General features: G+C 56.5%; 28 protein-coding genes and 1 pseudogene. 20 read left to right on the forward strand and 9 right to left on the reverse strand.

Features of this window, described 5'->3' with window-relative positions; genetic code table 11:
• Positions 1-156 precede the first annotated feature (156 nt).
• Positions 157-2,019 (forward strand): glycoside hydrolase, encoded by a 1,863-nt coding sequence (locus tag LYZ69_07140; protein ID MDV3278224.1) that lies wholly within the window; start codon positions 157-159, stop codon positions 2,017-2,019.
• Positions 2,020-2,660: 641 nt separating this feature from the next.
• Here LYZ69_07140 and LYZ69_07145 read toward each other — a convergent pair.
• Complete coding sequence (locus LYZ69_07145; protein ID MDV3278225.1) at positions 2,661-3,848, reverse strand: alpha/beta fold hydrolase; 1,188 nt, start codon at positions 3,846-3,848, stop codon at positions 2,661-2,663.
• A gap of 105 nt (positions 3,849-3,953) precedes the next feature.
• Between LYZ69_07145 and LYZ69_07150 the strand changes: the two genes are divergently transcribed.
• Complete coding sequence (locus LYZ69_07150; GenBank protein MDV3278226.1) at positions 3,954-4,781, forward strand: RNA-guided endonuclease TnpB family protein; 828 nt, start codon at positions 3,954-3,956, stop codon at positions 4,779-4,781.
• A gap of 147 nt (positions 4,782-4,928) precedes the next feature.
• Here LYZ69_07150 and LYZ69_07155 read toward each other — a convergent pair whose 3' ends face one another.
• Positions 4,929-5,360, reverse strand: a complete 432-nt coding sequence (locus LYZ69_07155) for a hypothetical protein (GenBank protein ID MDV3278227.1) — start codon at positions 5,358-5,360, stop codon at positions 4,929-4,931.
• Positions 5,357-6,550: an AAA family ATPase gene (locus tag LYZ69_07160; protein MDV3278228.1), complete on the reverse strand. Its 1,194-nt coding sequence runs from the start codon at positions 6,548-6,550 to the stop codon at positions 5,357-5,359. The genes LYZ69_07155 and LYZ69_07160 overlap by 4 nt, the downstream gene beginning before the upstream one ends.
• A 469-nt stretch (positions 6,551-7,019) precedes the next feature.
• Between LYZ69_07160 and LYZ69_07165 the strand changes: the two genes are divergently transcribed.
• Together LYZ69_07165 and LYZ69_07170 are read left to right on the forward strand one after the other, a co-directional pair.
• Positions 7,020-7,430 carry a translation initiation factor IF-5A gene (locus LYZ69_07165; protein MDV3278229.1) on the forward strand — a complete coding sequence of 137 codons (411 nt, stop codon included), beginning with the start codon at positions 7,020-7,022 and terminating at the stop codon, positions 7,428-7,430.
• A 131-nt stretch (positions 7,431-7,561) separates the two neighbouring features.
• The gene (locus LYZ69_07170; GenBank protein MDV3278230.1) at positions 7,562-8,917 is read left to right on the forward strand and encodes a trypsin-like peptidase domain-containing protein; all 1,356 of its coding nucleotides are present in this window, start codon (positions 7,562-7,564) and stop codon (positions 8,915-8,917) included.
• Here LYZ69_07170 and LYZ69_07175 read toward each other — a convergent pair.
• A pseudogene (locus LYZ69_07175) lies at positions 8,907-9,533 on the reverse strand (diphthine--ammonia ligase). The gene LYZ69_07170 and the pseudogene LYZ69_07175 sit on opposite strands and share 11 nt — an antisense overlap.
• A gap of 214 nt (positions 9,534-9,747) precedes the next feature.
• Here LYZ69_07175 and LYZ69_07180 point away from each other — a divergent pair.
• The 8 genes from LYZ69_07180 (at position 9,748) to LYZ69_07215 (ending at position 16,412) form a co-directional block, all read left to right on the forward strand.
• Positions 9,748-11,070, forward strand: a complete 1,323-nt coding sequence (locus LYZ69_07180; GenBank protein MDV3278231.1) for a signal recognition particle receptor subunit alpha — start codon at positions 9,748-9,750, stop codon at positions 11,068-11,070.
• Between the two features lies 1 nt (position 11,071).
• Positions 11,072-12,175 (forward strand): hypothetical protein, encoded by a 1,104-nt coding sequence (locus LYZ69_07185; protein ID MDV3278232.1) that lies wholly within the window; start codon positions 11,072-11,074, stop codon positions 12,173-12,175.
• Positions 12,176-12,765: 590 nt separating this feature from the next.
• The gene (locus LYZ69_07190; GenBank protein MDV3278233.1) at positions 12,766-13,050 is read left to right on the forward strand and encodes a hypothetical protein; all 285 of its coding nucleotides are present in this window, start codon (positions 12,766-12,768) and stop codon (positions 13,048-13,050) included.
• A complete protein-coding gene (locus LYZ69_07195) occupies positions 13,050-13,376 on the forward strand; it encodes an RNA polymerase Rpb4 (protein ID MDV3278234.1) in 327 nt (108 codons plus the stop codon). Before LYZ69_07190 ends, LYZ69_07195 begins: the two co-directional genes overlap by 1 nt.
• 267 nt (positions 13,377-13,643) lie before the next feature.
• Entirely contained in the window at positions 13,644-13,988 is a 345-nt protein-coding gene (locus LYZ69_07200; protein ID MDV3278235.1) for a hypothetical protein, read from the forward strand.
• Positions 13,989-14,120: 132 nt separating this feature from the next.
• The gene (locus tag LYZ69_07205) at positions 14,121-14,678 is read left to right on the forward strand and encodes a DUF655 domain-containing protein (GenBank protein MDV3278236.1); all 558 of its coding nucleotides are present in this window, start codon (positions 14,121-14,123) and stop codon (positions 14,676-14,678) included.
• Positions 14,675-15,385: a hypothetical protein gene (locus LYZ69_07210; protein MDV3278237.1), complete on the forward strand. Its 711-nt coding sequence runs from the start codon at positions 14,675-14,677 to the stop codon at positions 15,383-15,385. Before LYZ69_07205 ends, LYZ69_07210 begins: the two co-directional genes overlap by 4 nt.
• 310 nt (positions 15,386-15,695) lie before the next feature.
• The gene (locus LYZ69_07215) at positions 15,696-16,412 is read left to right on the forward strand and encodes a hypothetical protein (protein ID MDV3278238.1); all 717 of its coding nucleotides are present in this window, start codon (positions 15,696-15,698) and stop codon (positions 16,410-16,412) included.
• Here the strand turns inward: LYZ69_07215 and LYZ69_07220 are convergent.
• Complete coding sequence (locus LYZ69_07220) at positions 16,388-17,563, reverse strand: hypothetical protein (GenBank protein MDV3278239.1); 1,176 nt, start codon at positions 17,561-17,563, stop codon at positions 16,388-16,390. The two genes, LYZ69_07215 and LYZ69_07220, sit on opposite strands and share 25 nt — an antisense overlap.
• A gap of 341 nt (positions 17,564-17,904) precedes the next feature.
• On the opposite strand from LYZ69_07220, the gene LYZ69_07225 reads away from it, so the two are divergent.
• Positions 17,905-18,312, forward strand: coding sequence for a hypothetical protein (locus LYZ69_07225; GenBank protein ID MDV3278240.1), 408 nt, complete (start codon positions 17,905-17,907; stop codon positions 18,310-18,312).
• An 84-nt stretch (positions 18,313-18,396) separates the two neighbouring features.
• Here LYZ69_07225 and LYZ69_07230 read toward each other — a convergent pair whose 3' ends face one another.
• Complete coding sequence (locus tag LYZ69_07230; protein MDV3278241.1) at positions 18,397-18,876, reverse strand: PIN domain-containing protein; 480 nt, start codon at positions 18,874-18,876, stop codon at positions 18,397-18,399.
• Complete coding sequence (locus tag LYZ69_07235) at positions 18,830-19,105, reverse strand: AbrB/MazE/SpoVT family DNA-binding domain-containing protein (protein MDV3278242.1); 276 nt, start codon at positions 19,103-19,105, stop codon at positions 18,830-18,832. The genes LYZ69_07230 and LYZ69_07235 overlap by 47 nt, the downstream gene beginning before the upstream one ends.
• 102 nt (positions 19,106-19,207) lie before the next feature.
• On the opposite strand from LYZ69_07235, the gene LYZ69_07240 reads away from it, so the two are divergent.
• The gene (locus LYZ69_07240) at positions 19,208-19,459 is read left to right on the forward strand and encodes a hypothetical protein (GenBank protein ID MDV3278243.1); all 252 of its coding nucleotides are present in this window, start codon (positions 19,208-19,210) and stop codon (positions 19,457-19,459) included.
• A gap of 127 nt (positions 19,460-19,586) precedes the next feature.
• Positions 19,587-19,946: a hypothetical protein gene (locus LYZ69_07245; protein ID MDV3278244.1), complete on the forward strand. Its 360-nt coding sequence runs from the start codon at positions 19,587-19,589 to the stop codon at positions 19,944-19,946.
• Positions 19,947-20,087: 141 nt separating this feature from the next.
• On the opposite strand, the gene LYZ69_07250 is transcribed toward LYZ69_07245, so the two are convergent.
• Positions 20,088-20,912 carry an NAD(P)-dependent oxidoreductase gene (locus LYZ69_07250; protein ID MDV3278245.1) on the reverse strand — a complete coding sequence of 275 codons (825 nt, stop codon included), beginning with the start codon at positions 20,910-20,912 and terminating at the stop codon, positions 20,088-20,090.
• Positions 20,913-21,096: 184 nt separating this feature from the next.
• Between LYZ69_07250 and LYZ69_07255 the strand changes: the two genes are divergently transcribed.
• Entirely contained in the window at positions 21,097-21,759 is a 663-nt protein-coding gene (locus LYZ69_07255; GenBank protein MDV3278246.1) for a hypothetical protein, read from the forward strand.
• Positions 21,760-21,788: 29 nt separating this feature from the next.
• On the opposite strand, the gene LYZ69_07260 is transcribed toward LYZ69_07255, so the two are convergent.
• Complete coding sequence (locus tag LYZ69_07260) at positions 21,789-22,451, reverse strand: HAD family phosphatase (protein MDV3278247.1); 663 nt, start codon at positions 22,449-22,451, stop codon at positions 21,789-21,791.
• A 197-nt stretch (positions 22,452-22,648) separates the two neighbouring features.
• Here LYZ69_07260 and LYZ69_07265 point away from each other — a divergent pair, with 197 nt between their 5' ends.
• Genes LYZ69_07265 through LYZ69_07280 form a run of 4 tightly spaced genes read left to right on the forward strand, consistent with a single transcriptional unit; the run spans position 22,649 to position 25,328 of the window.
• Positions 22,649-22,903: a hypothetical protein gene (locus tag LYZ69_07265; protein ID MDV3278248.1), complete on the forward strand. Its 255-nt coding sequence runs from the start codon at positions 22,649-22,651 to the stop codon at positions 22,901-22,903.
• Positions 22,893-23,747, forward strand: coding sequence for a hypothetical protein (locus LYZ69_07270; protein MDV3278249.1), 855 nt, complete (start codon positions 22,893-22,895; stop codon positions 23,745-23,747). The genes LYZ69_07265 and LYZ69_07270 overlap by 11 nt, the downstream gene beginning before the upstream one ends.
• Positions 23,748-23,787: 40 nt before the next feature.
• The gene (locus LYZ69_07275; GenBank protein MDV3278250.1) at positions 23,788-24,294 is read left to right on the forward strand and encodes a 50S ribosomal protein L16; all 507 of its coding nucleotides are present in this window, start codon (positions 23,788-23,790) and stop codon (positions 24,292-24,294) included.
• Positions 24,291-25,328, forward strand: coding sequence for a diphthamide synthesis protein (locus LYZ69_07280; GenBank protein MDV3278251.1), 1,038 nt, complete (start codon positions 24,291-24,293; stop codon positions 25,326-25,328). Before LYZ69_07275 ends, LYZ69_07280 begins: the two co-directional genes overlap by 4 nt.
• Positions 25,329-25,611 lie beyond the last annotated feature (283 nt).

Below are 25,611 nucleotides of genomic sequence, written 5' to 3' on the forward strand. Positions count from 1 at the left end.
CAACGAGCGGGAGTTCTGGACGAAGAAGGCATACCATTAGTCTGGCATTGGATTTTTCTCTTCGATAGAGGACCGCGGCAAGAAGAACCATATTGATCCACACTCAAGTCAACTTTCCGAACGCTTAAGTGCCGAGCATTTCATGGACGAGTCTGCATGAATCGAAAATATGCATCCATACCAGTTCTAATAGCTCTCTTTCTCATGACCTTCAGCTCTGTACCGGTCGTTGCGAACCAGAGCAATGATCTCAGCACCTTGGCAGGGAAAGTAGCCGCGATCAACAACACTCCGGGCCTCTATCTGAGGGCCTCTGCTTTTGTAGAGCAAGAGGCAAACATGACAGACGCGCCCAACCCTGGCCCCTTCACGCCCATCACGCCGACGTACGTTCTTTCGAGTCCCTTGGATGGGTCAAGCATACTAGCCCCTGAGGTAACAGTCAACCAGGACACGGCCGCTGCCACACAGAATGAACCCACCGTTGCAGTCGACCCCAACGACCCAAACAGGATTGTGGTCGGCATGAACGACTACGTCACGCGAACCTGGACATGCACAGTCGACGATACGCCATGCAGTGCCCTCGGTGACGGCTATTCTGGCACCTACTACTCTAACAACGGCGGAGCAACCTGGTGCTGTGCCAGCACGGACCCAACTCACCTAGGCACACTCATTCCGGGCGTCGAGAGGCTCACGGGTGGCATCTACGATGCTGGTGGAGACCCCGCAGTGGCCTTCGATAGCCAAGGAAACGTCTTCTATGCAGGTCTTGGGTTTGACAGAACGGCCCCACCAAACACGGTCACCGCAAGCAAGGGCACCTTCGCCTCTGACGGAACATTGACCTGGGGTGCTCCGACGTTCATCAATCCTACAACATCTCCCGCCACGTTCAACGACAAGGAATGGATCGGTGCCGATTCTAATCCCTCAAGCCCATTCCGCGACAGGGTCTACGTGAGTTGGACCCGATTCATATTCAATCCGGCTCTGGGCACTTACGTTCAGAGTCCGATTGCATTAGTTTACTCCAAGGACAGCGGCGCCACGTTCAGCTCCCCACAGCTCATAGTTGGCAACGTCCTCTATGACCAGGGTTCGCGCGTCGTTGTCGGGTCAGACGGGACGGTCTACGTCTTCTGGGAAGGTTCCACCCGTCTTGCCACACTGAACAGCATCTGGATGGTGAAGTCCACTGACGGAGGAGTCACCTTCAGCGAACCGCTCCAAATTTCTCCTGTCGTCGACATCCTGACACCCCGCGACACAGTCTTCCGCGTCAACAGCTTCCCAGCCGCGGCAATCACTCCGACTGGTCAACTTTACATTGCCTGGTCTGCTGAGGTCCAGAACGGCGATCCTTCATACGACGCTGTCACCGGATGCGCGTACTTCATTGTCGGAGCAAGCACAGTGTACTCCGGTTGCCACGCAGCTGCAGTCTGGAGCACCTCGGCGGATGGAGGGGCGACGTGGAGCGCACCTCAGTACGTCTTCCCGGCAATGAACGCTGTCACGAGGACACCAATAGGCTATCCAGTCACCCAACCCTCAGAAACCACGCTAAACGCCCCCGCTGCCAGACCCATTGACAGCTTCTGGCCAGGCGTGGCCATCTCCTCCTCGGGCAGAGTCTACTTGTCGGCTTACTTGGCTGATGTCGAGTCGCCTTGGCAGAAATGCGCAACCCCTGCATCACCAACTGCGGTGGGCAGGATAAACTGCCTTACGCTCGGCAACTACATCAACAACGGCAGGCTAGACTACGCTGTCAACGACCTGACTACGGGCACAACAAACACGGTGACAACTCAGCCCATCAACTCGCGGTACCAGTTCGGCGGCGGATTCATCGGCGATTACACGAACATAGCTGTCGGGTCTGACAACGTCTTCCACGCCGTGTGGACAGACACGAACAACGTGCAGACTGTCGTCTGGTGGTACGGGTTCAAGTTTGTCCCCACACCGGTGCACCAACAGGACATAGCAACTGCTGCAGGGAGCTTCTAGAGTAAGCGAGGAGCTGTGCGTGCACAGCTCCGACTCCCCTTTTGTGTGTTGCCAGAGCCTGAGCAAGACTTGGCCGGAGCAGAAGCTTACTTTCAATCCCCATGGCAGCGGCGGCGGAACACCGCAGATGGTTGGTTGGAGACTGTCGCTCGATGCGGAAACCGGGTAGAACTGTTTAGACGCGGTTGAATTGTAGCTCTGATTATAAGGAGACGGTGCCGGGCTCCCAGGGGTCGAAGACGGGTCGGCGGTGTAGGGTGACGAGTGAGCGGGTGCGACCGTATTAGGCACTGATTGACTGACAGATGCCCAGCTGGGATGATATCGCATTGCGAAAGAGGGCACTGAAACGGCGAGGCCCACGCTGACTGCCACTAAGGTCCGCGACCAATACCGTTAAGACGCTCATTTTGGTCTTCATGATTTGCATACTCTAGTATAGAATGCCAAGCTTAAGGTTCACAGATTAGAACGCCTTCACTGGAGCGGCTCATTCTTCGACTTCTTGTGAAACATGTTCAAATTCTTTCATAAGAACCGTAAGGTCCTCCATTGCTGAGTTGCGTATGAAATTCCCGCTGGCGTAGATGAAGGAAAGGTCGGCCAGAGATGGCGGCTGAAATCCCGGCGACCGCAGGTTATTAGTTTCGAATCAGATGCTTTGAAAAGAATTCAGCGGCTGCTTTGTATGCCACAAACTCGTTCTTCCGCTTTGTAAACCTATGTCCTTCGTCTGGGAACACGATATACTCCACCTGCTGACCCCCAGCGCGGAGCCTTTCAACTAACTGGTCCGACTCGGCCTTTACGACTCTCGGATCGTGCGCTCCCTGTATGACCAGCAAGGGGCACTTGACGTTCTTGACAAACGTAATGGGTGAACGACCGAGGAGGAAGTCCCCCTCCTTGTCTGGATTTCCAATCCAGTCGTCCATGAAGCGTTTCCAGAACTCGGGGACCGATTTAATGAAGGTAATCAGGTTGCTGGGCCCGAAGGCCTCAACTGCGGCACTCCAGTACTCCGGCAACCTCGTAACCGCGGAAAGTGCAGCGAATCCACCGAAGCTTCCTCCGAAGACACCAATCTTGTCGGGGTCGACCCAGTCCAGATTCCTGAGATACCTCGCTGCATGCTCGATATCCTTCAGCTCACCTCCGCCCCAATCATGGTGGATAAGTCGCTGGTAGCTCCTCCCGTATCCTGTGCTTCCCCGAATGTTCGTAGCTAGAACCCCTATGCCCACGCTCACAAGGTACTGATAGAGCCCACCGCTGCGGTACATTGGACGTTCCTGAGCTTCCGGTCCGCCATGGATAGAAACCACGACAGGAGCACCCCGACCCTTCTTGACCATGGGTTTGTACAGAAAGGCAGGGATTTTTCTATCGAAGGAGGGGTACTTCACTAGTTTCGGTTGACACATTATCCTCTCTGGAACGTTTCCTATGAAACCGTTCGTGTATTTCTCAAATTTGGCTCCAGGAACATGGAGAACTTGAATTTCCATTGGTCTGATGGGCGTAGTCAGAAGGCAGACCAACCGCTTGCTGTCTGACGAAAACTTAATCAGCTTTCTGTTCTCAAACCACCCCTGCCAGAGAACTCCTCGAGTATCGACCGGCCGTCCGAGCCTCCTGCCCTCCCTGATATCTCTAAAGTGAATTTGCGAGAATCCGTCTAGGTTGCTTACCCACGCAAGAATCCTGCCATCAGGAGACAGAGAAACATCTTCGACATCGTAGTCTGGAGTCTCCAGCCATTTTATTTCACTTCCGTTCTTGAGAGTCAGATACCCCAAGCCAGAGAACTCGCGCCCCAAGTTGCTCAAGAGATAGAAACCCTTTCCGTCTGGACTCCACGGTCCTGGAAAATAGACGACTCTGTCTTTGTGCGGCGTCAGGTTTCTTTTCTGTCCTGTTTTCATGTCAAGCAGATGGACGTTGTAGTCGTCCGTGCTCAGGTCTTCGAGGATCGTCGCGAACCTTCCGTCTGGCGGCCACCGACCGAACTCGTACCCCTCGTCGGCGGCGACTACCAGAACTCGTTCCTGCGGAGCGACAATCTCAGAAGGGGTTCGGTGACAATAACGCCAAATACGGTGGCCATCTCCTATTCACGATGTGTTGAGATTTCTCAACCCCGCATGGCCACGGCTTATGACACAAACGTGAAGAGTCTGGTGGGATTCGCGTCGGATGGGAGGGTTGAACGACACGACCTCTCCGTCATCGCTAGGATCAGGACCGAGGGCGCGGAGAGAAGAGCGAGGTTCAACGCAACGCACTCGAACGACCGACGTGTTGTAGGTAGGGTATGTCGCAGAATAGGGAAGAGGGAGAGGGAACGTGTCAAGCGGATGCTCCATGAAGTGTCGAAGGCGGTGGTTCAAAGCGCGAAGAAGGAAGGGGGAGCCATCATTCTCGAGCGGCTGACCCACATACTCTCTCCCCGAAATGGGCGCGAAAGAGGCAGGACTACGAGAGTGATGCTTCACAGATGGAGTTTCGGAGAGCTGCACAGACAAATCAAGTACAAGGCAGCCTGGGATGGCGTGCCTGTGGAGTGCGTCAACCCTTGTAACACTTCGAAGAAGTGCTCTCAGTGTGGAAGGCTGAACCGAGCCCTTCGAAACGAGAGGACGTGGCGATGCCCAAGCTGTGGTGCCACCCATGACAGGGACGTGAATGCAGCGAAGAACGTACTCGCCCTGTCCAAACTAGGATGTCAGCTGTTGGTTCCAGCTGGAGCGCTTGGCAGGTGAAGAGTGGCTTTGAACAGACAAGCCGCCAGATGCCAGGAAGGTATCGTTACCAGAACCTTAGTTTGCACAATTGTACCCGCCCCAGCCGACAGATTAGACGCTAACCTGTCGTTGGGTTCATTGCGCCTCTGCCGGGAATCAGTTATCTTACCGGTATTCTCGAAGGAACTCGGCCCGCATCCGTACACCCTCCAATCCAAACAGGTCGCTGTCTGCCGTCACAATCAATCCTTCTCCTAGTGCTTCTCTCGTCTCGAAGAGATACCTGTCAGCCGCGGGGACTTTTGTAGACAAGTCTACTCCTATGTCTCTTCCACTTGGTAATACTACGCATTTCTTGGAGTTTTGGATAAACTGGAGTCTGAAGTACCTGGCTAGCCGACGGACCTTGACTCCCTCATCCTTCATCATGAGGGCAAGTATCTTATCAGCGAATGGACTCCCCCGCAGAATGGCAATCCTGTCGCATTTTCGAACCACGCGTCCGAGAAAATCCACCGCAACCCTTTGCGACTCTTCACCATTGTCGCCTCTCAAATCGTGGATGAGCCATTCATCAGGGATAATTACATCGCTCATCGATTGTCTTTTGGCGAAAGAAACGCGGTCACATCCTCAAGTTCTGCCTCAACGAAAGACCTCAACCCACCCTCCACCTGACCATCAGCCTCTATTTTCTGACGTTCTAATCTCGTCTCAACCTCATCCTTGCTCGTAAGATAGCATGAGATATCCTCTGGTCGAAGTCTATTTTGTGATACCATCCCTAGAATGGCAGTAAGTAGAACCTCGCTATGCGTGGTGATGATGAACCTCTTCGTGCCTTTCTTTGCGAGTTCGGCAATTCCTTGAGCGAGCTTCCTCACCGCCGAAGGATGAAGATGTATCTCTGGTTCTTCCAAACAGACTAGGTCAACGTCATCGCGTAGGGATTTTGCCAAGAGCCAAATCACCTGGTTCACCCCGAACCCGTCGTTTATGACGTCGACGGTGGTCCCTCCGGGTTTTTCGATGGTGAACATAGAAAACGACGCCGTTCCTGGAATTACGTGGACCCGGAATTCCCTGTCCAAGATTTTCTCCAAGAATGTGCTAACCTTTCCTTGCAAGAACATGTTATTCGCCAGATACGTTGCAACCTCGTCCTCGCCCAACAGTAACGGTGTCAATGGTACAGGGTTGTAATTCGGTTTTGAGAACCCGCGCTTAAGTGGGACGAATTCAGTTCTTCTAAGTTCTTCGATGGGCCTATTGAGCAATTCGTTAACAGTCGTCGCTGTTTGCACAGATTCCGGAGATTGGTCCTTTGGGGTGACGGTGGCAGTCACGCCGTTCCAAGAAACATTGAGTGTCTTTCCGTCATATTCGATGTCCTTTTGGTCTCGCCCGTTCAATGGATAAGGGAATGTGCAAGGCACTTCCAAAGCAAGCTTAAGCGCCCCATCGGCTGTTAGTCTGAATTTCCCTTCAGTGCCGCGAATTGACGCTTCATACCTGAGCTTCACCTCAGATTGTTCACTTTCGATTTCAAATGAGATGAAGTTACGCTGCTTATGGTCGTGAACTACTCGTTCGAAGTCCCCGAGGTTGGCAAACCCTACATTGAAGAATCCCAGCGGTTGTTGGTTGGGGTTAAGCGCGATATTTCGGAAGACGGCCATGGCATAGAGAAAGCTAGACTTGCCTGTCGAGTTGGGGCCATAGAATACAGTGATAGGAGCCACGCTGACAGTTTGACTCTTTACAGACCTGAAGTTTGATATCTTCACTGTACTAATCATCTTGACCCCACATTTAGGCAGGAGTTCTGTTGTCAGTTAAACCTTCGCCAAACAATCGTGTGATTCCCGAGAAAATCTGGGAAACTAGAACAACCAAGCAAAGTCAAAGTATTCACCACAACTTTTTCAAATGGTTCAGTCTTTTGGCATGGAATTGCACATGTTTCATCTCTAGCGACCGACTGCGCCTGACAACCGCGAACCTATGCCTTTGGTCAACACCTGAGCTCTGGTTCGATACAACTTGTAACTCGCTGTGCGTTCTTGATGTTTAGAGAGAGGCTGATCGTCGCCGTACATAGTTCAGGTTGCGCTTCAGGCAGCGTCAGGAGACTGGCTGCAAAACTGTTCAACAGCTCCTAGCCCGAGCCGGAATGCGAGAAACTTTCCAGCTTACTCCAAGAAAACGGTGGATAAACAGTTATCAAGCCAATCAAAGCGGTCCACGCGGTTACCCGTGAGCAGGCCGGTCGACCTCGGCAGCGTGAAGGAAGGAAGCTACATCATCATAGACGGCGAACCGTGCAGGGTCGTGAGCCGCGAGCACTTCAAGCCTGGGAAGCACGGGAGCGCGAAGGTGCGCCTGGTGGCCATTGCGATATTCACCGGGTCCAAGAAGAATTACATCTCTCCAGCAGAGTCGAGGGTGGACATCCCGATGATAGACAAGCGCTCTGGCCAAGTGACCTCGGTGATGGACAACTCGGTCCAGGTGATGGACCTGCAGACTTTCGAGGTCTTCGAGATGCCGAAGCCCACACCCGAGGAGATGGCAGAGCTGAGCGGCACTCTAGGCCCGGGCGCAGAAGTCGAGTACTGGTCAGTGATGGGCCGGAACAAGATAATGCGGATCAAAGGCGGCTCATAGCGCTCTATCTTTGGTTTGGCTCTTCATCGCGGCCCTCAGACGGCTCTTCCGAATCCCTTCATCTAGAGCGAGTAACAGCGGCTGTTTCGAAATATAGGCATGTCGGTTGGGATGCGGCGAATCGCTAGTGGATGTATGTCGCGCGCTGCGGTTTTGCGGTTCCGGCGGGCTTCTCAATCAGCTCACCAGAGCGCTTCAGCCTGAAGCAGACGGCATACGTCCTTTCAGCACGTAATTCTTTTCTGCAAGTGCCGCTTGGGGAGAAGACGAGGCGCAGCATGAAGCTCAGGAGCGGGGTCGCGAGGAACTACTGGGGGTTTCTGGTCATAGCCGTGGTGTTGAGTTCTCTGGTCACCTACTCCACGGTGTCCATAATGGCCGCGCCCGCTTCGACTGCCGGCACTCAGCAGCTTCAGAGCCTCGTCAACGCCCTCCAAGCACAGAACTCGCAACTGCAGAGCCAACTGGCTTCGTTCAGGCTGGAGAAGAACATCACGACGTTCGGCATAAATCCAATCGCAATCTACGCCCAAGACTCGGCTAGCGTCGTCACGGTCGAGGGCGTCCAGGTCGGGGTGTTCGGGAACTCGTCGATCCTTGGGTCTGGCTTCGTCACCGACTTCCGGGGGACCCACTACGTCGTGACCAACTTTCATGTTGTGCAGAACGTCTCTGACTTGACGGTCGCCTTCTCCAACGGTGACGCGTACCTTGCGAAGGTCATAGGCACAGACCCCTACAGCGACCTCGCCGTGCTAAGCGTGACCGCCCCCTCGTCCGAGTTCCGCCCTCTTCAGATTGTGAGGTCCTCGACCCTGAGCGTCGGCCAGGCCGTCGTCGCCATAGGCAACCCGTTCGGCCTCTCCGGTTCCATGACGTTCGGTATCATCAGCCAGCTCGGTCGGACGATCTCAGAGTCGCTTGCAGGCAACTTCCCGATCGCCAACGTCATCCAGTTCAGCGCGCCGATAAACCCCGGGAATTCTGGTGGCCCTCTGCTGAGCGCCAACGGCACTGTGGTCGGGATGACCACTGCTACGGTGCAGAGCTCTCAGGGACTGGGGTTCGCGATACCATCCGACACGATACTCAAGGAGCTTCCGTCCTTGGTTCTCACGGGCTCTTACCAGATGCACGCCTACCTGGGGGTTTCGACGGCAGACATGAGCTATCAACTCGCGCAGCTGCAAGGGACTAATGTGACGTATGGGGCCCTGGTGGAGAGCGTGGTGCCAGGGAGCCCAGCCGACAAGGCTGGCTTGAAGGCAGGTTCGAACACGGTTTCCGTCAATGGGAACCAGTACGTCATAGGAGGCGACATCATAATCGCTGTCAACGGGACCAAGATTGTCAACACCGACGCGCTGTCCTCATACCTCCAGGAGTTCGCGTTGCCAGGTCAGACAGGGGTCTTCCAGATCATACGGAGCGGACAGGTCATCACGCTGAATCTCGTCTATGGGGCCAGGCCGCCGGCTAGCGGCTGACCTTGGGAACCGCCCTCGCTTCCCCGATTTCGAGGAAACCTGAATCCCCTTTCCAGTGCTTGGTGCTGGAGACGATTTCGATTCTCTTGGAGAAGAGCGGGCAGTCGAGGACGAATGTCTCTCCCTCTCCTCCCTCAAGGCCCACGTGAAACCTGTACTTGGCCCCGAGCTCAACCAGCTCGTCGACCGCGTGAGAGTCGAGCACCCTGCCGAGCCACCTCTCATCCAGCCCGAGGGCCGAGACGCTTACCACTTCCACGAGGAAGCCTTCGCGGAGCAGCGTCCGGAGGTGTGTCTCCGGGTCGACGTGCCATAGAGGGGAGACGCACTTGAGGCCAAGTTCCCGACAGATCCTATCCACGCGACTCTTCTGGTAGACGCTGGCGAGTGCGCCTGTGTATATGCCATCCAATCCGAACTTCTCTTTGGCTGAGAGGATTACGGCCGTCAGGTCGGCGAGCTCCTTTTCCTTGACGCCCGCAGTCTCGCCGACGACCTGAGGGACGCCGGCAGCCTCTGCTTGGAGCTTCGTCCACTTCACGTTGGGGTAGTGGAACATGTACGACTCATCGGTACTTGGAAAGACAGTCACAAGGCAGGCTAGTTCCTCTCGCTTGGAGGCAAGGTAAGCTGCGTATGTCGAGTCCTTGCCGCCACTAAATAATACTCCGACCTTCGTCTGCTATCACCCGATTGCGGGAGCGCCGTCGAGCCTTCTATAATGGTTCGTCATGCCTCGGCCGAAGGTGTCCCTGTGGGTTACGGGGAGTTCGGACCGCTCCTAATCTTTTAAGCAACCGATTGAGGTCGGTCCTCTTCGGGTTCGCGCTATGCTAGATTCACTGAGGGAAGGCCTCCAGAATGCTGTAAAGAAACTGGTCGGAGTGAGCGTCGTGGATGAGAAGGCTGTCAAGGAGTTCGTCCGCGACCTCCAGAGGACTCTCATTCAGGGCGATGTCAACGTGAAGATTGCTCTGGAGGTGACCGACAGGGTCCAGAGGAGAGCCCTTGAAGAGAAACCCACTGGAGGGGTGACAAGGAAAGACCAGGTCGTCTCCATCCTGTACGAGGAGTTGGCGCGCCTGCTCGGGGGAGAGGGCGGGCTGCAGCTCGACAAGACGAAGACAAGCGTCCTAGTCATGCTGGGCGTCCAGGGCTCCGGCAAGACCACTACCACCGCGAAGCTGGGGAGGCTCTTCACGAAGCGCGGGTTCAAGGTTGGTGTGGTCGCTGCGGACACGTTCAGGCCCGGCGCGGTGACGCAGCTCCGGACGCTCTGCGAGGCCTCGGGGGTGGACGTCTTCAGCAATGACAAGGAGAAGGACTCGGTCAAGATTGCGAAGGAGGGGAGGAAGCACTTCGAGGGGTCGAAGAACCTAATCATCGTTGACACAGCGGGAAGGCACAAGGAGGAGTCTGGGCTCCTCAAGGAGATGAAAGAGATCGTTGACGGAGTGAAGCCAGACTACAGCGTCCTCGTTATCGATGGGACGATCGGGCAGCAGTGCTACAACCAGGCGCTGGCATTTCACCAAGCTTCGCCCGTCGGTGGAATAATCGTAACGAAGCTCGACGGCGCGGCCAAGGGAGGCGGCGCTCTCGCTGCGTCTGCAGCCACTGGCTCGAAGATATTCTACGTCGGCACTGGGGAAAGGATAGACGACCTCGAGGAGTTCGTGCCGACGCGGTTCGTGGGAAGGCTGCTCGGCATGGGCGACCTGAAGGCGCTCGTCGAGATGGTGAAGTCGGCCGAGATAGAAGTCGACGAGAAGAGGGTCCAGAGGATGATGTCAGGGAAGCTGACGATGGACGACCTGCTCTACCAGTTCGAGCAGGTGAAGAAGTTCGGCTCCTTCAAGAAGGTGATGGAACACATCCCAGGGTTGTCCGGCGCGGTGAACGTCGATGAGCTGGACAAGGCGGAGAGCAGGGTGAAGGTGTACAAGGCGATTATTCAGTCGATGACAGGCGACGAGCGGGCCGACCCAGAACGGATCAACGCGTCCAGGGTCAAGAGGATAGCGAGGGGATCAGGAAGGACGGAGAAAGACGTCAGGGAGCTGCTCTCCAGGTACAAGCAGATGAAGTCGCTGACGAAGAGTAGCAAGGGCCGCGAATTCAGACAGATGGTACGCCGAATGGGTGGTCAGTAGGTTGACCGAGGCGCTCGAGAGGTATCGCCTCTGCGAGGCTTGCTTCGAGCGTCAGGCTGGCAACGCCAAGGATTTCGAGGTTGTGCGCGGAAGCGACTGCTTCATTTGCGCCGGGCTGATGGACCGGGTCGAACCTGTGTCGGAGAGCGCGCGTCGCCAGGCTGCGCGCTACGAGTTCGGGACGTTCGGCGTGGGCGTGATGATGCCCGAGGGCGTCCAAGAGAGGGAGGACGAAATCAGGTCGACGCTCCGACTGAAAGGGAAGCAGACCGTCAAGACACAGCTGTCGGCGCTCGTGGCCGCAAGGCTCGCGCAGGAGCTAAGGAAAAAGCAGAACAAGACGAACCCAGACCTGACGATCCTCGTGGACTTTGGAGGCTCTCAGATCAAGCTGCAATCGAGGCCCCTCTTCTTCTACGGAAGGTACGCCAAGCCCCGAGGCGTCGCTCAGAGACGGGAGCTGTGCAGGGTCTGCATGGGCAAGGGATGCGAGTCTTGCGGGCAAACTGGCTTCGACACCTCGCCGAGTGTGGAGGAGAAGGTGGGGAGGAAGTTGGTAGCGGCCACTGGCGCAAGCGGAGCCAAGTTCACCTGGATTGGAAGCGAAGACATGGAGAGCGCCGTGGGGGGAACCGGCCGGCCCTTCGTCGTCGAGCTGAAGAACCCGAGGGCTCGGAAGGTGCCGAAGCGATTCGTTGCGGGAGGCCGGGGGGGACGCGTTGCAGTCTCCCGTGGACGTATTCTTCCCTCCAAGCCGACCAAGCTGCCCACCTTCAGATTCCACACCCGAATCACCGCGATAGCCATCGCCAAAATCAACGACGAGGAGCTTGGAGAGCTGGCGAAGGCTTTCCGAAACGCGACCGTGGTCTTCGACAGGCCAAACGAGAGGCCCGTTTCGAAGACTGTGTACAGCGTCAGGGCCAAAGCTCGCGGGAGGACCCTGATGATAGACGCCGAGCTCGACGGTGGCCTCCCAGTCAAGAGGTTCGTAAGCGGCGAGCTGGTTTCGCCTTCGGTTTCGGAAGTTCTAGGAATCCAAGTTAGATGCCTGCGATTTGACATTATGAAAGTGGTAGAGAAGGGGGGGCTTATGTTTGCGTAAGATAGTGTCACTACTGGAGATGTATGGCGTGAGAACCTTGCCTGTTTGGTCTAACGAGGAAACGACCGCGATGGGGTGGTTCATGATTACCGAAGGGACAGTCGGTGTTCATAGGATCACTACCTCTGGAGTCGAAGTACCGATAATCAGAATGTGCAGTTTGGATTGTGGCCTTGTTGATTATGCATCGGCTAGGTTCGGTACTAAACCCGATGTCGTGACCAGGCAATCCAGAGGAGGAGGATTCTGTCTCACTGTTTATTGTGCGAGAGCTACGGGCACCCGAGCAACAGTATCTCTATTGAGGATGGGGCCCAAGATGCCCGAAGGAGCAAGGAAGCGAAGGTTCAGAGATTTCGTACTGAAAGAAGCTGTTCCGAGAACTTCGAGGGCGATTTCGTTGCCATATGTGGCACCAAGGCTTCCGAGTCTGGTAGGTATGAGCGCAGAAGAAATCAGGCGTGGCCTCGATGCGTGGGTCGTTGCCGAAAGCCACAAGCCCACGGAACCATGGCGGCAGAAGGAACGCGAGGCGTGGTTGCGTTCAATACAGAGAAGTTAAGAACCTTTGAACGGTGGGGTTGCACTTAATGGCCAAATCTCACGGCTATAGGCGAGGAACAAGGGCGCTTCTCAGCACGAACGAGAAGAAGGGTCTGAGCAGCCTACTCAGAGAGTACTCTCCGAACGACAGGGTTGTCATAAAGATAGACCCCTCACAGGTGAAGGGCATGCCCCACAGGAGGTTCAACGGCCTTGTTGGCGTTGTGACCGAGACTGGAAGGCGTACGATTACGCTCGAAGTACCTGTTGGTGACAAGATGAAGAAGGTCATAGCCAGGAAGGAACATGTGGCGCCGCTGGGTGGAAGCTGATGTCAGAGAAACTGGTGAAGAAGGTGTTGACCATCCCGGAGGCCAACCAGATTCTCCAGAAACTGAACGTGGAAAAAGCAGACCAGATTCAGAAGAGGACCCTGGACTACACAACCAAGTTCGCGAAGGCGACCCCTGAGGCTGCCAAGAAGATGAAGAAGGAGCTGGAAACAGAGTGCGGCCTCACGGAAGAGGAGGCGGTCGAGGTAATCAACGTCATGCCAAAGTCCATGGAGGAGCTGAGGACGTTCACGTCCGGCTGGAGGAAGCTCCTGCCCACAGAGACGCTCGAGAAGACCCTGAAGATACTGCGCCCGAAGTCCTGAGCGGCTAAGAACGCGCGGCTGCTGAACCATTTATGAGGTCGGCGGTTAAATCGCGCTCGACTGGCGGTGCGACTCCCTCTCCTTCCTGAGTAGCCAGTGAATTACTTCGCAGAAGCTGACGACCCCCTTCTCGTTCCTCCTCAGCGTGTCCGATTCTGCATCTTTCACTTCTGGACCGAGGTGCACGCGTGGAGCTTAAAGAACTAACGCGAGTGACGAGGAGGTTGGCGGCCGGGATTGCGCGAGCCGAACCCAAGGGAGTGGGACTTGCAAGATGTGGAAAACTGGTACGAGGCTGAGGGGACCATCGGCAAGACAGAGGGAAGGGTATTGATCTCCCAGAAGGACAGGGAGGTGCTGAAGAAGCTCTGTCAGGCGCTGAGGAGGGGGCTGGGGATAGAGAGGTGCCCCATATACGCAGCCGGGCTTGATGGGTACGAACTCCAGCTACCGATAGACGAGGCGGCGAAGTTTGTCAGATACTTCAAGGATAGGGTCAAGACGAAGAAGGCGAGGTGGGATATGGAGGAACTTGAAAAGGCCATCCTGAGACCGGTCAGGCAGGTGAGGCAGGTTAGGAGAAGGGCGCGGGAGACTCTTCTCTTCGGCTGACGCTTTTTTATATACGAATAGCATTACGATGCCGCATAGGCAAGGCGAGACTTCGTGCACCAACCGACACTACCACATCCGAAGGAGCTGCGCTCCCGCTAGATTGGCTAGTTGAGGAAACGGTGCTGAAAGATGCTCCCTGCCGACAAGAAATACGAAGAGTTCGCATACGTGCTTGACTTCCTCCCTAGGGGCAAGTCCGCAGTAATCAAGGGCAGGGAGGGGGCCATCGTGCAGGCCATCGGGGAGGAGAGGTTGACGCTGCTGGAGTTGCTGGCCATGGACAACCAAGACTTCGAGGTCGGGGAGAAGGTCAAGATTGGGAAGGAAGGGAGGGAGAAGATCGCGAGCGTGCTCGGGAAGCTTACCTTTGGCGAGCTCTCGCCCGAGTCGGTGAGCGCCCTGCAGCAGGTTGTCGAGACACTCGTGAAGGCGAGCGAGGCGAAGTACGTCGCCTACTTCAACGAGCTGCAGCCGCTGACGCCGAGGCTCCACGGTCTGGAGCTTATTCCCGGAATAGGCAAGACGTTCATGAAGGAGATCGTCGCTATGCGAGAGAAGCAACCGTTCTCGAGCTTCGACGACCTGCAAAAGAGGGTCGGGCTCAGGGAACCGGCCAAGCTCATAGCCAAGCGCATAGTTCAAGAGCTGTCAGGCGACGAAAGGATCAACCTGTTCATAAGAAAATGAAAAGGCGGAGGCTGGGACAGCACTACCTCGTCGACGCCGCTGTGGTTGCGCGGCTCACTTCGCTCGCAAACATCCGGAGCGGCGAGAGGGTGCTGGAGATTGGAACGGGCAAGGGCGCTCTGACTAAGGAGCTCTGTCGTACGTCGTCGCAGCTCGACGGCTACGAGGTGGACGAAGAGAACTATCGTCAGACACTCGACGTCGTTGGCAACAGCAGTGCGCGGATTCACCTCGCAGACGCCTTCGAGGAAAAACCGGAGTTCGACGTCCTGGTCTCGAGCCTTCCTTACTCCCGCTCCGCTTCGTTCGTTGAATGGATCAGCCAGCTCCGCTACGACAGAGCCGTGGTCCTCCTTCAGGAGGATTTCGTGAAGAAGGTTGTCTCGCCTCCGGGCAGCAGAGACTACAGGGCCATTTCGGTGGTCGCCCAGGCTTCGTCGGAGATCTCGGCCCTCGACAGAGTCCCCAGGTCGGCGTTCTCCCCAGAGCCCAAGGTCAACTCGGTCATCGTCGGGATGAAACCTAAGATAGTTCTCTCTGCCATTCAGGTGGCCGGAATCAAACGCCTCTTCGCACTGAGGCGGAGGGAGGTTGCCGCGGTCGTTGCGAAGATTGGAGGCCGTCGGGTAGGAGGGTGGAGCCATCGGAGAGTGTATTCGCTGTCACCGAACGAAGTTCTAGCTCTCGTGGCGCAGCTGCAGAGCTGACACGAGGGATTTATGGTTCTGGCAACTTGTCGTCGGACAAGTTACCTTGGAGGCATCAGCTCTGAGGATTGGAGCCGTCGTCTGCTCGTTCCCCATCACAGCTTCACTCACCTCCCGCTCCTGAGCGAACCACACTCAGACATCCCATTGATTGACGCGAGATGGCACCCAGAGGGCATAGCCGCTCGCGTTCGATTGCCTTTCGACGGATAAGGCATAACCACCATAGCATGGCCAATGTTCGTATTTAGTCACCACTCGACGATAGGTTACCAGAACAGGATTTATCCAGCCGCATGCTGGCCTAGCCGTGATTCCAAAAGGCTTCTCCGTCGCGCTGGTGGAGCCCAGGTACCCTGTCAACTTGGGCCAAGTGGCGAGGGTCGTGAAGAACTTCGGAGTGGCGAGACTCTATCTTGTCAATCCGAAGGTGGACATGTCTGTGGCCACCGTGTATGCCGCGCACGCCGCGGATGTCCTCGAAGACGCGAAGGTCGTCACGTTTGGCAGGCTCAGGAGGAGCAACGAGCTGCTCGTGGCAACAACCGCGATCAGGGCTAGCAGGGGGTCGAACGTGATCAGGCGAATGGTCAGGCCCGAGTGGTTGTCGACGATCGTGCGCGCTGCGAGGACAGCGTGCCTTGTGTTTGGAAGGGACACGACCGGCCTCACAAACGAGGAGATAGCGTCGTGCGATGTCACGACAGTCATAAGCACGGGAACCGGCTACAGGACGCTGAACGTCGGCCATGCGGTGGCCATACTGCTCTACCTGACGCTGAGGGGCGGAAGTCGGAAGGTCGACCTTCAGAGCAAGAGAACCCGCGACGTGTTCGCCCAGAGCCTCCACGACCTGGCAGCCTCTGCGGGAATACCGGATTACAAAGTGAAGAACCTCCGCGAAGTAGGGAAACGGATTGCTGCCTCGTCGGAGCTCGCAGACCCCCAACTCAACCTCATGACAGGCGTGTTCAGGAAAGCGGTGCTGGCGCTGAAGGAAGGTCAGCGGCGCGACTCGAAGACGTAGACCGCCCTCCGTATCCACCTCGTGCTCTCGAAGGAGAGCCGGACAGGATATTGAAAGGAGACGAGGCCGGGCTGGAACTGCCTCAGTCCGAGCGGAGCGCCGTCGAGGCTGATTGACACTTCGCTGCCTTCGGCCGTGCGGACTACGGGCACCACGATGACAATCCTTCCGCCCGGCCTCAGCGCGTCCGCCATGGAAGCCAGGGCGTGCGCATAGGTTTCCCCGGCTGGCTCGACAAGCTCGGTTGCGGTTGCAGTTCCCAGCCTTGACTCGATGCGAGGCAATAGGACCGGCTCGGTGACCACCGCGTCGACCTTCTCGCTTCCCAAGGCCGACCCGAGGTTCGTGGCGTCTCCGAGCTTCAGTGCGAAGGTACCCCGTGCGCCCGAGTTCTTCGCCCACATGAGGTTCCTCTTCGCGTCGCGGAGGCGGCGCGGATTCGAATCCATCCCTATGCACGTGAACGACTTGAAGAGGCCTTCTGTGAGTATTGTCCCGGAACCGCAGAAGGGGTCGAGCAGCTTCTGCCCTGCTGAGAGACCGGAGAGGTTGAGCAACAACTGGGCCAGTCTCGGAGACAAAGAGATCTCTGGATGCGGCGATGGCTTGGCGAGATCCCTCTCCCTCATTTGCGCAGGGTCTGGAACCCACGCGGTCGGCCCCAGCCCGTAGCCGCCTTTGTACGGGAAAGCGATGATGTCGAGGGCGTCTCGTGAGACGACCTGCTCGGCCAGTAGCTCGCCGTCTCTCGGTCTGAGGAGCTTGACCTTCTTCGAGCCCGCGGCCCTGAAGGCGTCCAGCATGAACCTCGTGAGCGCCTCGTGGTCTCCCTCCGGCACCTCGTAGGCGCTGACAGCGAACCTCTCTACGTCGGTTTCCTTGAGAATCGTTCTGATCAGCTGGTCGATTACACCCTCGTCTCCTGTGAAGTGGGCCAGCAAGGGAGAGAGCTTGTGGACCCCCGCCAGCTTGGTCACCGAACGCTGGGACTGAGGGTCGAGTTCGGCCACGCAGACGCGCTCGCATGGCATCTCGACCTTCCTTATTCCATCGACCTTGGAGCACGCTTCTAGCACTGAAAGCGCTCCGAAGACGAGGACCAGTGCCAGCCTGTCGGCGCTACTGATTGCGCGGGGGAGGACATACGGCAATTAGATTCTCTTGTAGGCTCGACGTCAGGCCTTCTTTAGTTTGACCTCAACGACGACAGCCTTGTGGTCATGTCGAAGAGATTTGATGAACCACTAAGGCAACAGAACTTGGGGACGTAGAATGTAATAGCCTCGTCGACACCGAAGCCGCGTTGAGGTACCGCCCTTCTCGAACATGACGGACTGGTCGGTGATGTGCAGGACTGCCTCTTCCCCATCCACTCTGACCCTGCTAGCCGTCTTCCCTTCTTCTGACCCTCCCAACCTACCTTACGCTTCCCGAATCGTTGTGTGACTGTGCAACATATAACCACCCCGCCCCGCCTTGAGTCGAGCTTCCCATGCGATTCCTTGAGAGCTGCGAATTCAGCGGAGACCCAGGTCCGGTCTGGGGCAAGGTCTCCAACCTTGACGGAATCCCCGCCTATTGGCACGGGACCAAGGAATTCAGAGTGACTGGAAGAGGGGAGAAGACCACGGCCGATGTAGTCTTCGCGTTCGGAGGAAAGGGAAAGGCGGAGGTCATTGTTGACGAGAAGAGCAGGATGCTCACAATCAAATACGTAGACGGACCGTTCAGGGGCAAGCAGACGGTGGCCGTCAAGGACGACGCAGTCGAAGCCGAATGGGACGTGACGTTCAAAGGCGCATTCAAAATACTGGGGCCTTGGAATGCCTCTCACTTCAGGTCCGGGACCCGCAACGCGCTGAAGAGGCTCTGCGCAGGCTCAGCGGCTGCGTCTTCATGAACCTCCGCCACCGAAAACAGCTATGCGTCGGGCAGTCCCGCGCGCCAGCGGTGCCCAAGACGACGGGCCCGTCGAATGATGTTGCTACCTCCGAATCAATAGCCTTCTAATCGCCTCGCCGATGCTCCAAACCTCGATTATCCCCGAATCCCTGATTCTGTCGAAATCCCTGTCGTTGGTGATCAGGACAGCGCCCGACTGGAGGCATGTCGCCGCGTGTAAAATGTCTGCGGCTTCCCGTTCTGGGAGGTACGGCCTGCAGCGTGCCACAGCTTCCTCCCCGATTTCCATAACTCCGCGCATCTTCCCTGTGAGTTGCCCGAGAATCAATTCGCTTGTCTCGGAATTCAACTCCTCGGCTAGTCGCTTGTACTCGTCGAACAGCCAGAGGTTGCCGAATAGCTCCAGCTCGGTATCGGTGACCAATCTCATCAAGAGGGTCAGAGAACCGGTGTCAGTACGGGCTGTTCGGCTGAGCCTTGAGAAGGGCTTTATCGCTGAAACGAAGACGTTTGTATCAACCACGAAGCGTCTTGGGGCGCTCTCCCTTTCTGACTCGCTCATTCGACTCCTCTTCGACTCTTCTGGCTATCGCACCCACATCTTTCCCCTTAAGCTCCACTCTGAGTCGATCTGCGATTTCCTTCATGTCGAGTTTCTTCAGGATTAGGACTCCCCTGCCTGTCTCTGCCACGAGAAGCGCGCTATCCTCCCTCAGATTCATCCTCTCCCTGATCTCCTTGGGAATCACCACCCTCCCCGCCTTGTCTATCGTCGTTATGGATTCTGCCATTCTACCACTAATACCATAATGGCACTAGATAAGCGTACCTGTCGCGCGGGTCTTCCATGGCAAAGTGGGCGATTAAGTGCAGCAGGCAAATGGAAGTGAGCCTTGTGCGCGATCGTCTTCTACATGAAACTGATCAAGGGCAAGCTATACCCTAGGGCAGCTAGGACCGGCCCCTACGCCTTCGCCCAGGAGGTCAGCAGGGTGCACGGCAAGGTGGTCACGAGGTACATCGGCATCGCGAAGTTGCCAAAGAACGCGGCTGTAACAGAAAGCGGCAGCGAATTGGACGAGACGAATGCAATAGAAAAGGGCGAGGAGCACAACAACCACAGCCGCGAACCCGAACAGGTTTAGCAGGAACCGGTCCGAATTCAGGATCAGTCAAACAGAGGCAGAAGCCTCCTTCCTCGCCTCGCTCAACTGGTACGGCATAGCGGCGGAGCGCGACTGCAGGGTAGTCGATTGGTCTTCGTTAAGATGCGTGCGCTGCAAGGCGGAGTTCACTGTTGACGGCGGCGATGCCTTGATCATAGGTCCTCACGACCCGCTTCCCACTACCAAGTGTTTTGAGTGCGGCGGCGAGGCGGTTCCTAGGGCGTTCCTGCCGGACCTTGTCCTGAGCCGCAAGAGGAGGGTTGTAGTAGAAATCTCAGGCAAGAAAAGCTCCATCCACGACCGCGCCAAGGTCGATTTCTACAACAGGGCGGGTGTCTGCTGGGTCGAGGTCACCAACGAAACAGCAAGGTCGCCCGATGCTGTGAAGGCAATCTGCCAAGCTCTGGCGCTATCAGTCGGGTCGTCACATCCAGAGAGGGTTTGGGCGTGCGAGGGGTTTTCGTGAAGAGAAGAGACGATCACGACGAGTGGGGACATCGACCCTCCAAAGAGAACCGGGGGGAGCAGGTAACCCGGGTTCAAATCCCGGCGACCGCACACTAACTTTGGTCAGATACATTATAGGCTCAAAGCAAGAGAGGAAGGGTCAATCTCGACCTACTCCTTCAAGGAACTGTCTGGTCCTCAAAGGCTTCCAACCCAGTGTTTTCTCGATTTTTCTGGTTGATATGTAAGGCGCAGCACAAGCAATGTTGAAAACTTGGCCGTAGGCTTTCTGGTTCAAAGTAGCAAGCAAGAATGCTCGAACGACGTCGTCGACGTGAATATTCGCACCGTCATCGACCTGCTTTTGATCTACGAAAACGTACTCTATTCTGAAGACCGTGACCGGTAACCCGTACTGATGGTGATACATCAAGCAAAGCTTCTCAAGCGCCAGTTTCACAACTGCGTATGCAGGTCCAGGGTCTCCATCCCAAAGCTCGGGTCTGCACACCGCATCTTCGTCAGCGGCGTTCTCCGATAGAGGACGACCCCGGAGGGAAATCGTGCGTTGGGTATCCCCATAGACCGCAGAACTGCTCGAAAAGAGCAAGTGCTTCACTCTGTGGGACCGCGCTGCTTCGAGCAGATTGAGGGTGCCTCTGATGTTGGCCCCGAACAAGTCTGGAAGTGGGAGTCTGTGTCTCCAAGTAAAGCCGTCCCAGTTGATTGCAAGATGGTAAATGATATTCACCCCGCGTGTGGCTTCCTCAACGGTGCGCCTGTCCACCATTCCTCCATGCAACTCGTCTTTACCAATACCAAAGAATTCCATACCATCGTGTGACTTCAATTCACTGAGCTCTCCATACCTTGTGTCGAGAACCCTCACTTTCTGACCGTCGTCCAGCAATCTGCGCACAAGCCTAGATCCGAGGAGCCCAGATCCGCCTGTCACAAGAGAGACATTTCTTGTTCTGCTTGGCATGCCTTAGCTTGCGCCGCATCGAAATCCATTAACCTTTACCCCTCTTACAAGCCGTCGTTAGGGTATCGCCTCGAATGGATTTCCACCCATCTTGTTGGGTGGTATTCCCGGCGACCGTACCCATGCCTAGAGAGCAAATGATTCTCCGTTCGTTTCGTTAAATTCTTACAGGCTATTCCCCCACGTGGTCCGAATTCTCTGGTTCAAGGAGACGAGCCGCTGGGCGAGGAGGGGAATACCTCTCAGGGTGGTCTGGGTCAGCCCGAGGCAGCTGGTGATCCTTCTCTCGTCCTTCTTGGTCGGCATGGTCTTCTCTTCCCCACTTCCGACGGCCACGCTGAAGCTAATCCCTGCCAGCTCGTTCCTTCTCGCCGGCCTGGTGCTGGCCTTCTGGAGGGTGAAAATGCTGACGCCGGAGCAGCTCATTCTGGTTAGGCTCCGCGGGCTCACGACGATTGCGCCTCGGGCGAAGGTGAAGGGGAGCGGCAGAGAGGAGGCTCTTGGGATGAAGCCTGAGGCGGAGGAAGAAATGGCCTTCCAGATGGAGGCCGACAGCGCGGAGTCGTTCACCCCGCTGTCCATAAGCGGAAGGTGGAAGAGGACGAAGCTCCCTAGGAAGGTCTCCCTCTGCGTGGACGGAGTGCCCAGGCCTGGGGCCGAGGCCCTGGCCACGCCCATCAGCGAGACTGAGAGCGGCTACACGATAATCTTCCCGCTGACCATCGCGGACATCGGCGTACACGAGCTAGAGGTGAGGGTCGAGGGCGAGGAGAAGCCCGTCTACAGGAGGAAGGTGGACGTGAAGGTGAAGGGGACGAGGTCGCTGGAGATGAAGTGGGTCTCTTGATCATCCTGCCAAGTCACTTGCACTGACGGCTAGGTTTCTCTCAGAATTCCGGCGATGTCCCTCCTAAGCTGCAGGACGGAACGAAATTGAAATGACCGCTTAATCCCAACTCGCACGGCCCCGACGACATTGGCCTCATTGTCGTCGATAAACACTGCCTGGTTAGGTGGTGCACCCACCTGCTTGAGAACGTGTTGGTAAGCCCGTCTGCTAGGCTTTACTGCTCCTATCTCGCATGAAGCAAATAACCCATCAAACAGCGTGTCCCACCCAAGTCTCCTTCCCATCTCGACATGAGGAGGAGAAGTGTTCGAGAGTGCGTATACCCTGTATCCCCTGTGCCGCAGCAGTCTGATGATTTCCACTGTTCCTCTCCTCAGTCTGGCGAGCCTCTGGATCGGGAATGTTAGGAGCCAATCCGCGTCATCTCCCTTCTTCATCTTCTTTCCCACTCTTCTGAGACAGGTAGCGATGTAATCATGAGAGGAGAGTCCGCCGGATTCAAATTCCACAAGGCCTTCTTCCATCACCTGTTTCATTCTGCCAAACGGAACCTCGTACCTATCGGCAACGAACTTGACGAGTGGATCGTTGTTCTTCCACTTGGTGACTACGCCTCCCATGTCAAAGATGAAGAGAGGTTGCGTTGATTTAGACTCGGTGAGTGCACCCAATCTTTTCTCAAGCTCCACCGTTAAATCGATTCAATCCTCCTTTTTCAAGATGTCCTATATCTATGAGGTCGGTCCCATCAACTACTTCAACCTCAGCGAGACCGAAAGGAACGCCGTTCTCTCAGGGTTCCATACAGGGTGCACGAGGTCTTCCCATACAAGGGCAGGTCGATCGTAGCAGACTACTTTCTTCCCAGGATGAACCTCGTGGTGGAGTGCTGGATGAGCGAGAGCAGGCGGGGGTCGCGCTGGGCTGGATGGAGAGGAACGGCATCTACGTCGACTACATGTTCAGGAGGCTGAAAGAGGTGTACCCTGGGATCAAGTGCGGCGCCCTCGTGGAGGCCACTCAGATTGACCTTCCGTCGCTGAGGGAGTGGGTGGGTGCTGTTATGCCCCACGCGGATTGGATTGCGTTCACCATGGAGGAGTTCGCGTCGGTCATCGGAGGCGTTCTGGGTGCCGAGTGAAGGGACCAGGCCGCCTGTTCACAGCCCCGAGTTCAAGCCGTACTTCGAAGGCGTGATCAAATCGAGCAAAGGGCTGCTGGAAGCTGTGGAGAGGATGGGATACGGAGGTCCTTCGTCAGTACGGTATCATATGAAGAAGCTTGGTATCGAGGACCCTGACCATTGGTATGTTAGACCGCCTGCTTGGAGCCACAAGTTCGCGAGCTATTTCGAGGATATCGTGAAGACGAGCAAGAACGCCAGAGAGGCCGCGAACAGACTGGGCTACGCGGCACCGTGTATGATCTATCATCACGTGAAAAGGCTGGGAATCGAGACGCCGGAAGGATGGCTGTTGAAGCCGGGAGTGCGCAGGCAACGCCAGGGAATGGTGCCGGAGGTCATAATGCACGATGCAATCGATAGGGCATGGTCGGGTGGTCTGGTTCAGGGAGAATCGGGCATCGTCGCTCACTATTCCAAGAGAACAGATGTCACGTCCCTCGAGCTTAGGACAGGAATGACGGAAGAGGCTCCGATTTTCAAACTTTGCGACTGCTTCGGAGTCGCCCGGCCGCAAAAACCGAGGCCTAGACATGGCAAGCTGAAGCCCATTTGGGAATGTGTGGCTGGAGGGTTGAGAGCTTACCGTGTCTTACAAGAGCTACTTCCTTTTCTTCTTGGTGGCAAGCTGAAAGAAGCCGAAAGAGCTTTGGAGTTCTTCGCCCCGGATGGGTACCACAAGGGTCATTTTGGAGGATATGATGTCTGGCCCCGGGACCAATTTCCGTCAAGATCAAAGGGGCGTCCAGCTCTAACTCGCGAACAGCCTCGTCTACAGGAGGCGAAGCGGAATGAAGGTTAATTAGGAGTCCCCAGGGGCGGATTCTCGAAGGTGAGGGATAATCCACGGAAGGAACTATCGGGAGTGGAAAGGCCAGTTCTACAGCAAGAAGTTCGCGCCGGGAGCGCCAAACCCGAAGGTAGCACGCTTTACCACTGGGAAGTCTAGGCCCGACTACGACGTGATGCTGAAGCTCATCTCGGAAGGGAGGGTCCAGATAAGGCACAACTCCCTGGAAGCCGCGCGGGTGGCTGCCAGCAAGAAGGTCGCGCTTTTGGGGGAGGAGAACTTCTACCTGAAAGTGGTCACATTTCCACACCTCGTGCTTCGCGAAAACAAGATGATTGCGACCGCGGGCGCGGACAGGCTCCAGGAAGGCATGAGGAAGGCCTTCGGCAAGCCGATTGGTCTGGCGGCCAGGGTGGAAGCCGGGAGCGTGATCTTGGAGATGAGCGTGATGGCGGAGAACCTTGAGAAGGCGAAGGAGGGCATGAAAGCCGCGTCGACCAAGCTCCCGATGAAGACGCACACCGAAGTGGTCAAGCTAGAGAAGCCGGTCACGCAATGACCGTCAGGATAGACGAGGCCAAAGTCTTCAGGCTCATAGAGGAGAAGAGGCCCCGGACCATCCTCGTCAACGCTCCAGGCGGGCTGCTCAGGCAGACGAAGGAGCTGATGGGAAGGGTTCGCGAGAAGTACGGCGTCACGTGCATACTCGCAGGCGACACCTGTTTCGGGATCTGCGACACGGTTGACGACGACGTGCCGAAGTTGCAGGCCGACATGGCGCTGCACATAGGGCATAACGCGACGGTCCAGACCGTCGGAGACTTCACGTACCTGATCGACGCTGTAGACGACGTGAAGTTCGACGGTGTGGCGGAGAAGGCGGCAAAGATGCTCTGTGGTTACCACAGGCTCGGCCTTGTGACGTTCAGCCAGCACATGCAAGAGCTTGATAGGGTCAAGGCCATCTTTGAGGACGGTGGTTTCGAGGTGTCGCTGGGGAAGAAGAACAACCTCCTGATGGACAGCCAAGTTTTCGGCTGCGACTTCTCGACGATCTACCCACTCCGCGACTCGGTCGACGCCTTCTGCTTCCTGGGCGAGAGCGAGTTCCATGCGGTGGGAGTGGCGCTGGCTACCGGCAAGCCCACTTTCATGCTCGACCCGTACCTCGACGAGGTGGTGAGCATGGAAGAGGCTGCCGGAGAGAGGAGGAAACGCGCTGTTCTTGCCGTTTACAAGGCCCTGGACGCGAGGGTTTTCGGCGTGATAACGGGGATGAAGGAGGGTCAGAGGATGCTCGGGAGGAGCAGGTGGATCTCCCAGAGGCTAGAGATGCACGGACGAAAGGTCGTACAGCTGGCCCTGAGGGACATAACTCCGGAGCGGCTCGCACCCCACAGGGAGATTGAGGCGTTCGTCCAGACGGCGTGCCCGAGGATATCGGTCGACGGGTTCACGTTCGACAGGCCGGTGTTGTCGATTCCCCAGGCAGACGCGCTCGTCGCCCTCCTCGAAGGAAGGGAGATAGGCGAGTTCTTGCAGAGACCGAAATGGATAGAGCTGACCGTAGGCCTAGTAAAGAGAGTGAAGTAACATGGAGAAGAAACCCGTAGCTCTGCCTGGAGACAAGCTGGCCGTGTCCGAGGAATACCTCCCTGGGCCGCACGTCTACGACGATTCTGGTCTTCTGAGAGCCCTCGCCGTCGGCACTGTGCAGAAGGACCTTCGCAAGATGGAGATTTCGATAAAGCCGTCGGTGGACGCGGGAGTCCTGAAGACCGGCGACTACGTGACCGGCCAAGTGGAGAACGCCGCGACAAGCACTGCCGGAGTCAAGATCTATTACGTCAACGGCAAGCCCACGGACAAGGGGTTC

The sequence above is a fragment of the Nitrososphaerales archaeon genome (genome assembly GCA_032906765.1).
Classification (GTDB): domain Archaea; phylum Thermoproteota; class Nitrososphaeria; order Nitrososphaerales; family Gagatemarchaeaceae; genus DASPPF01.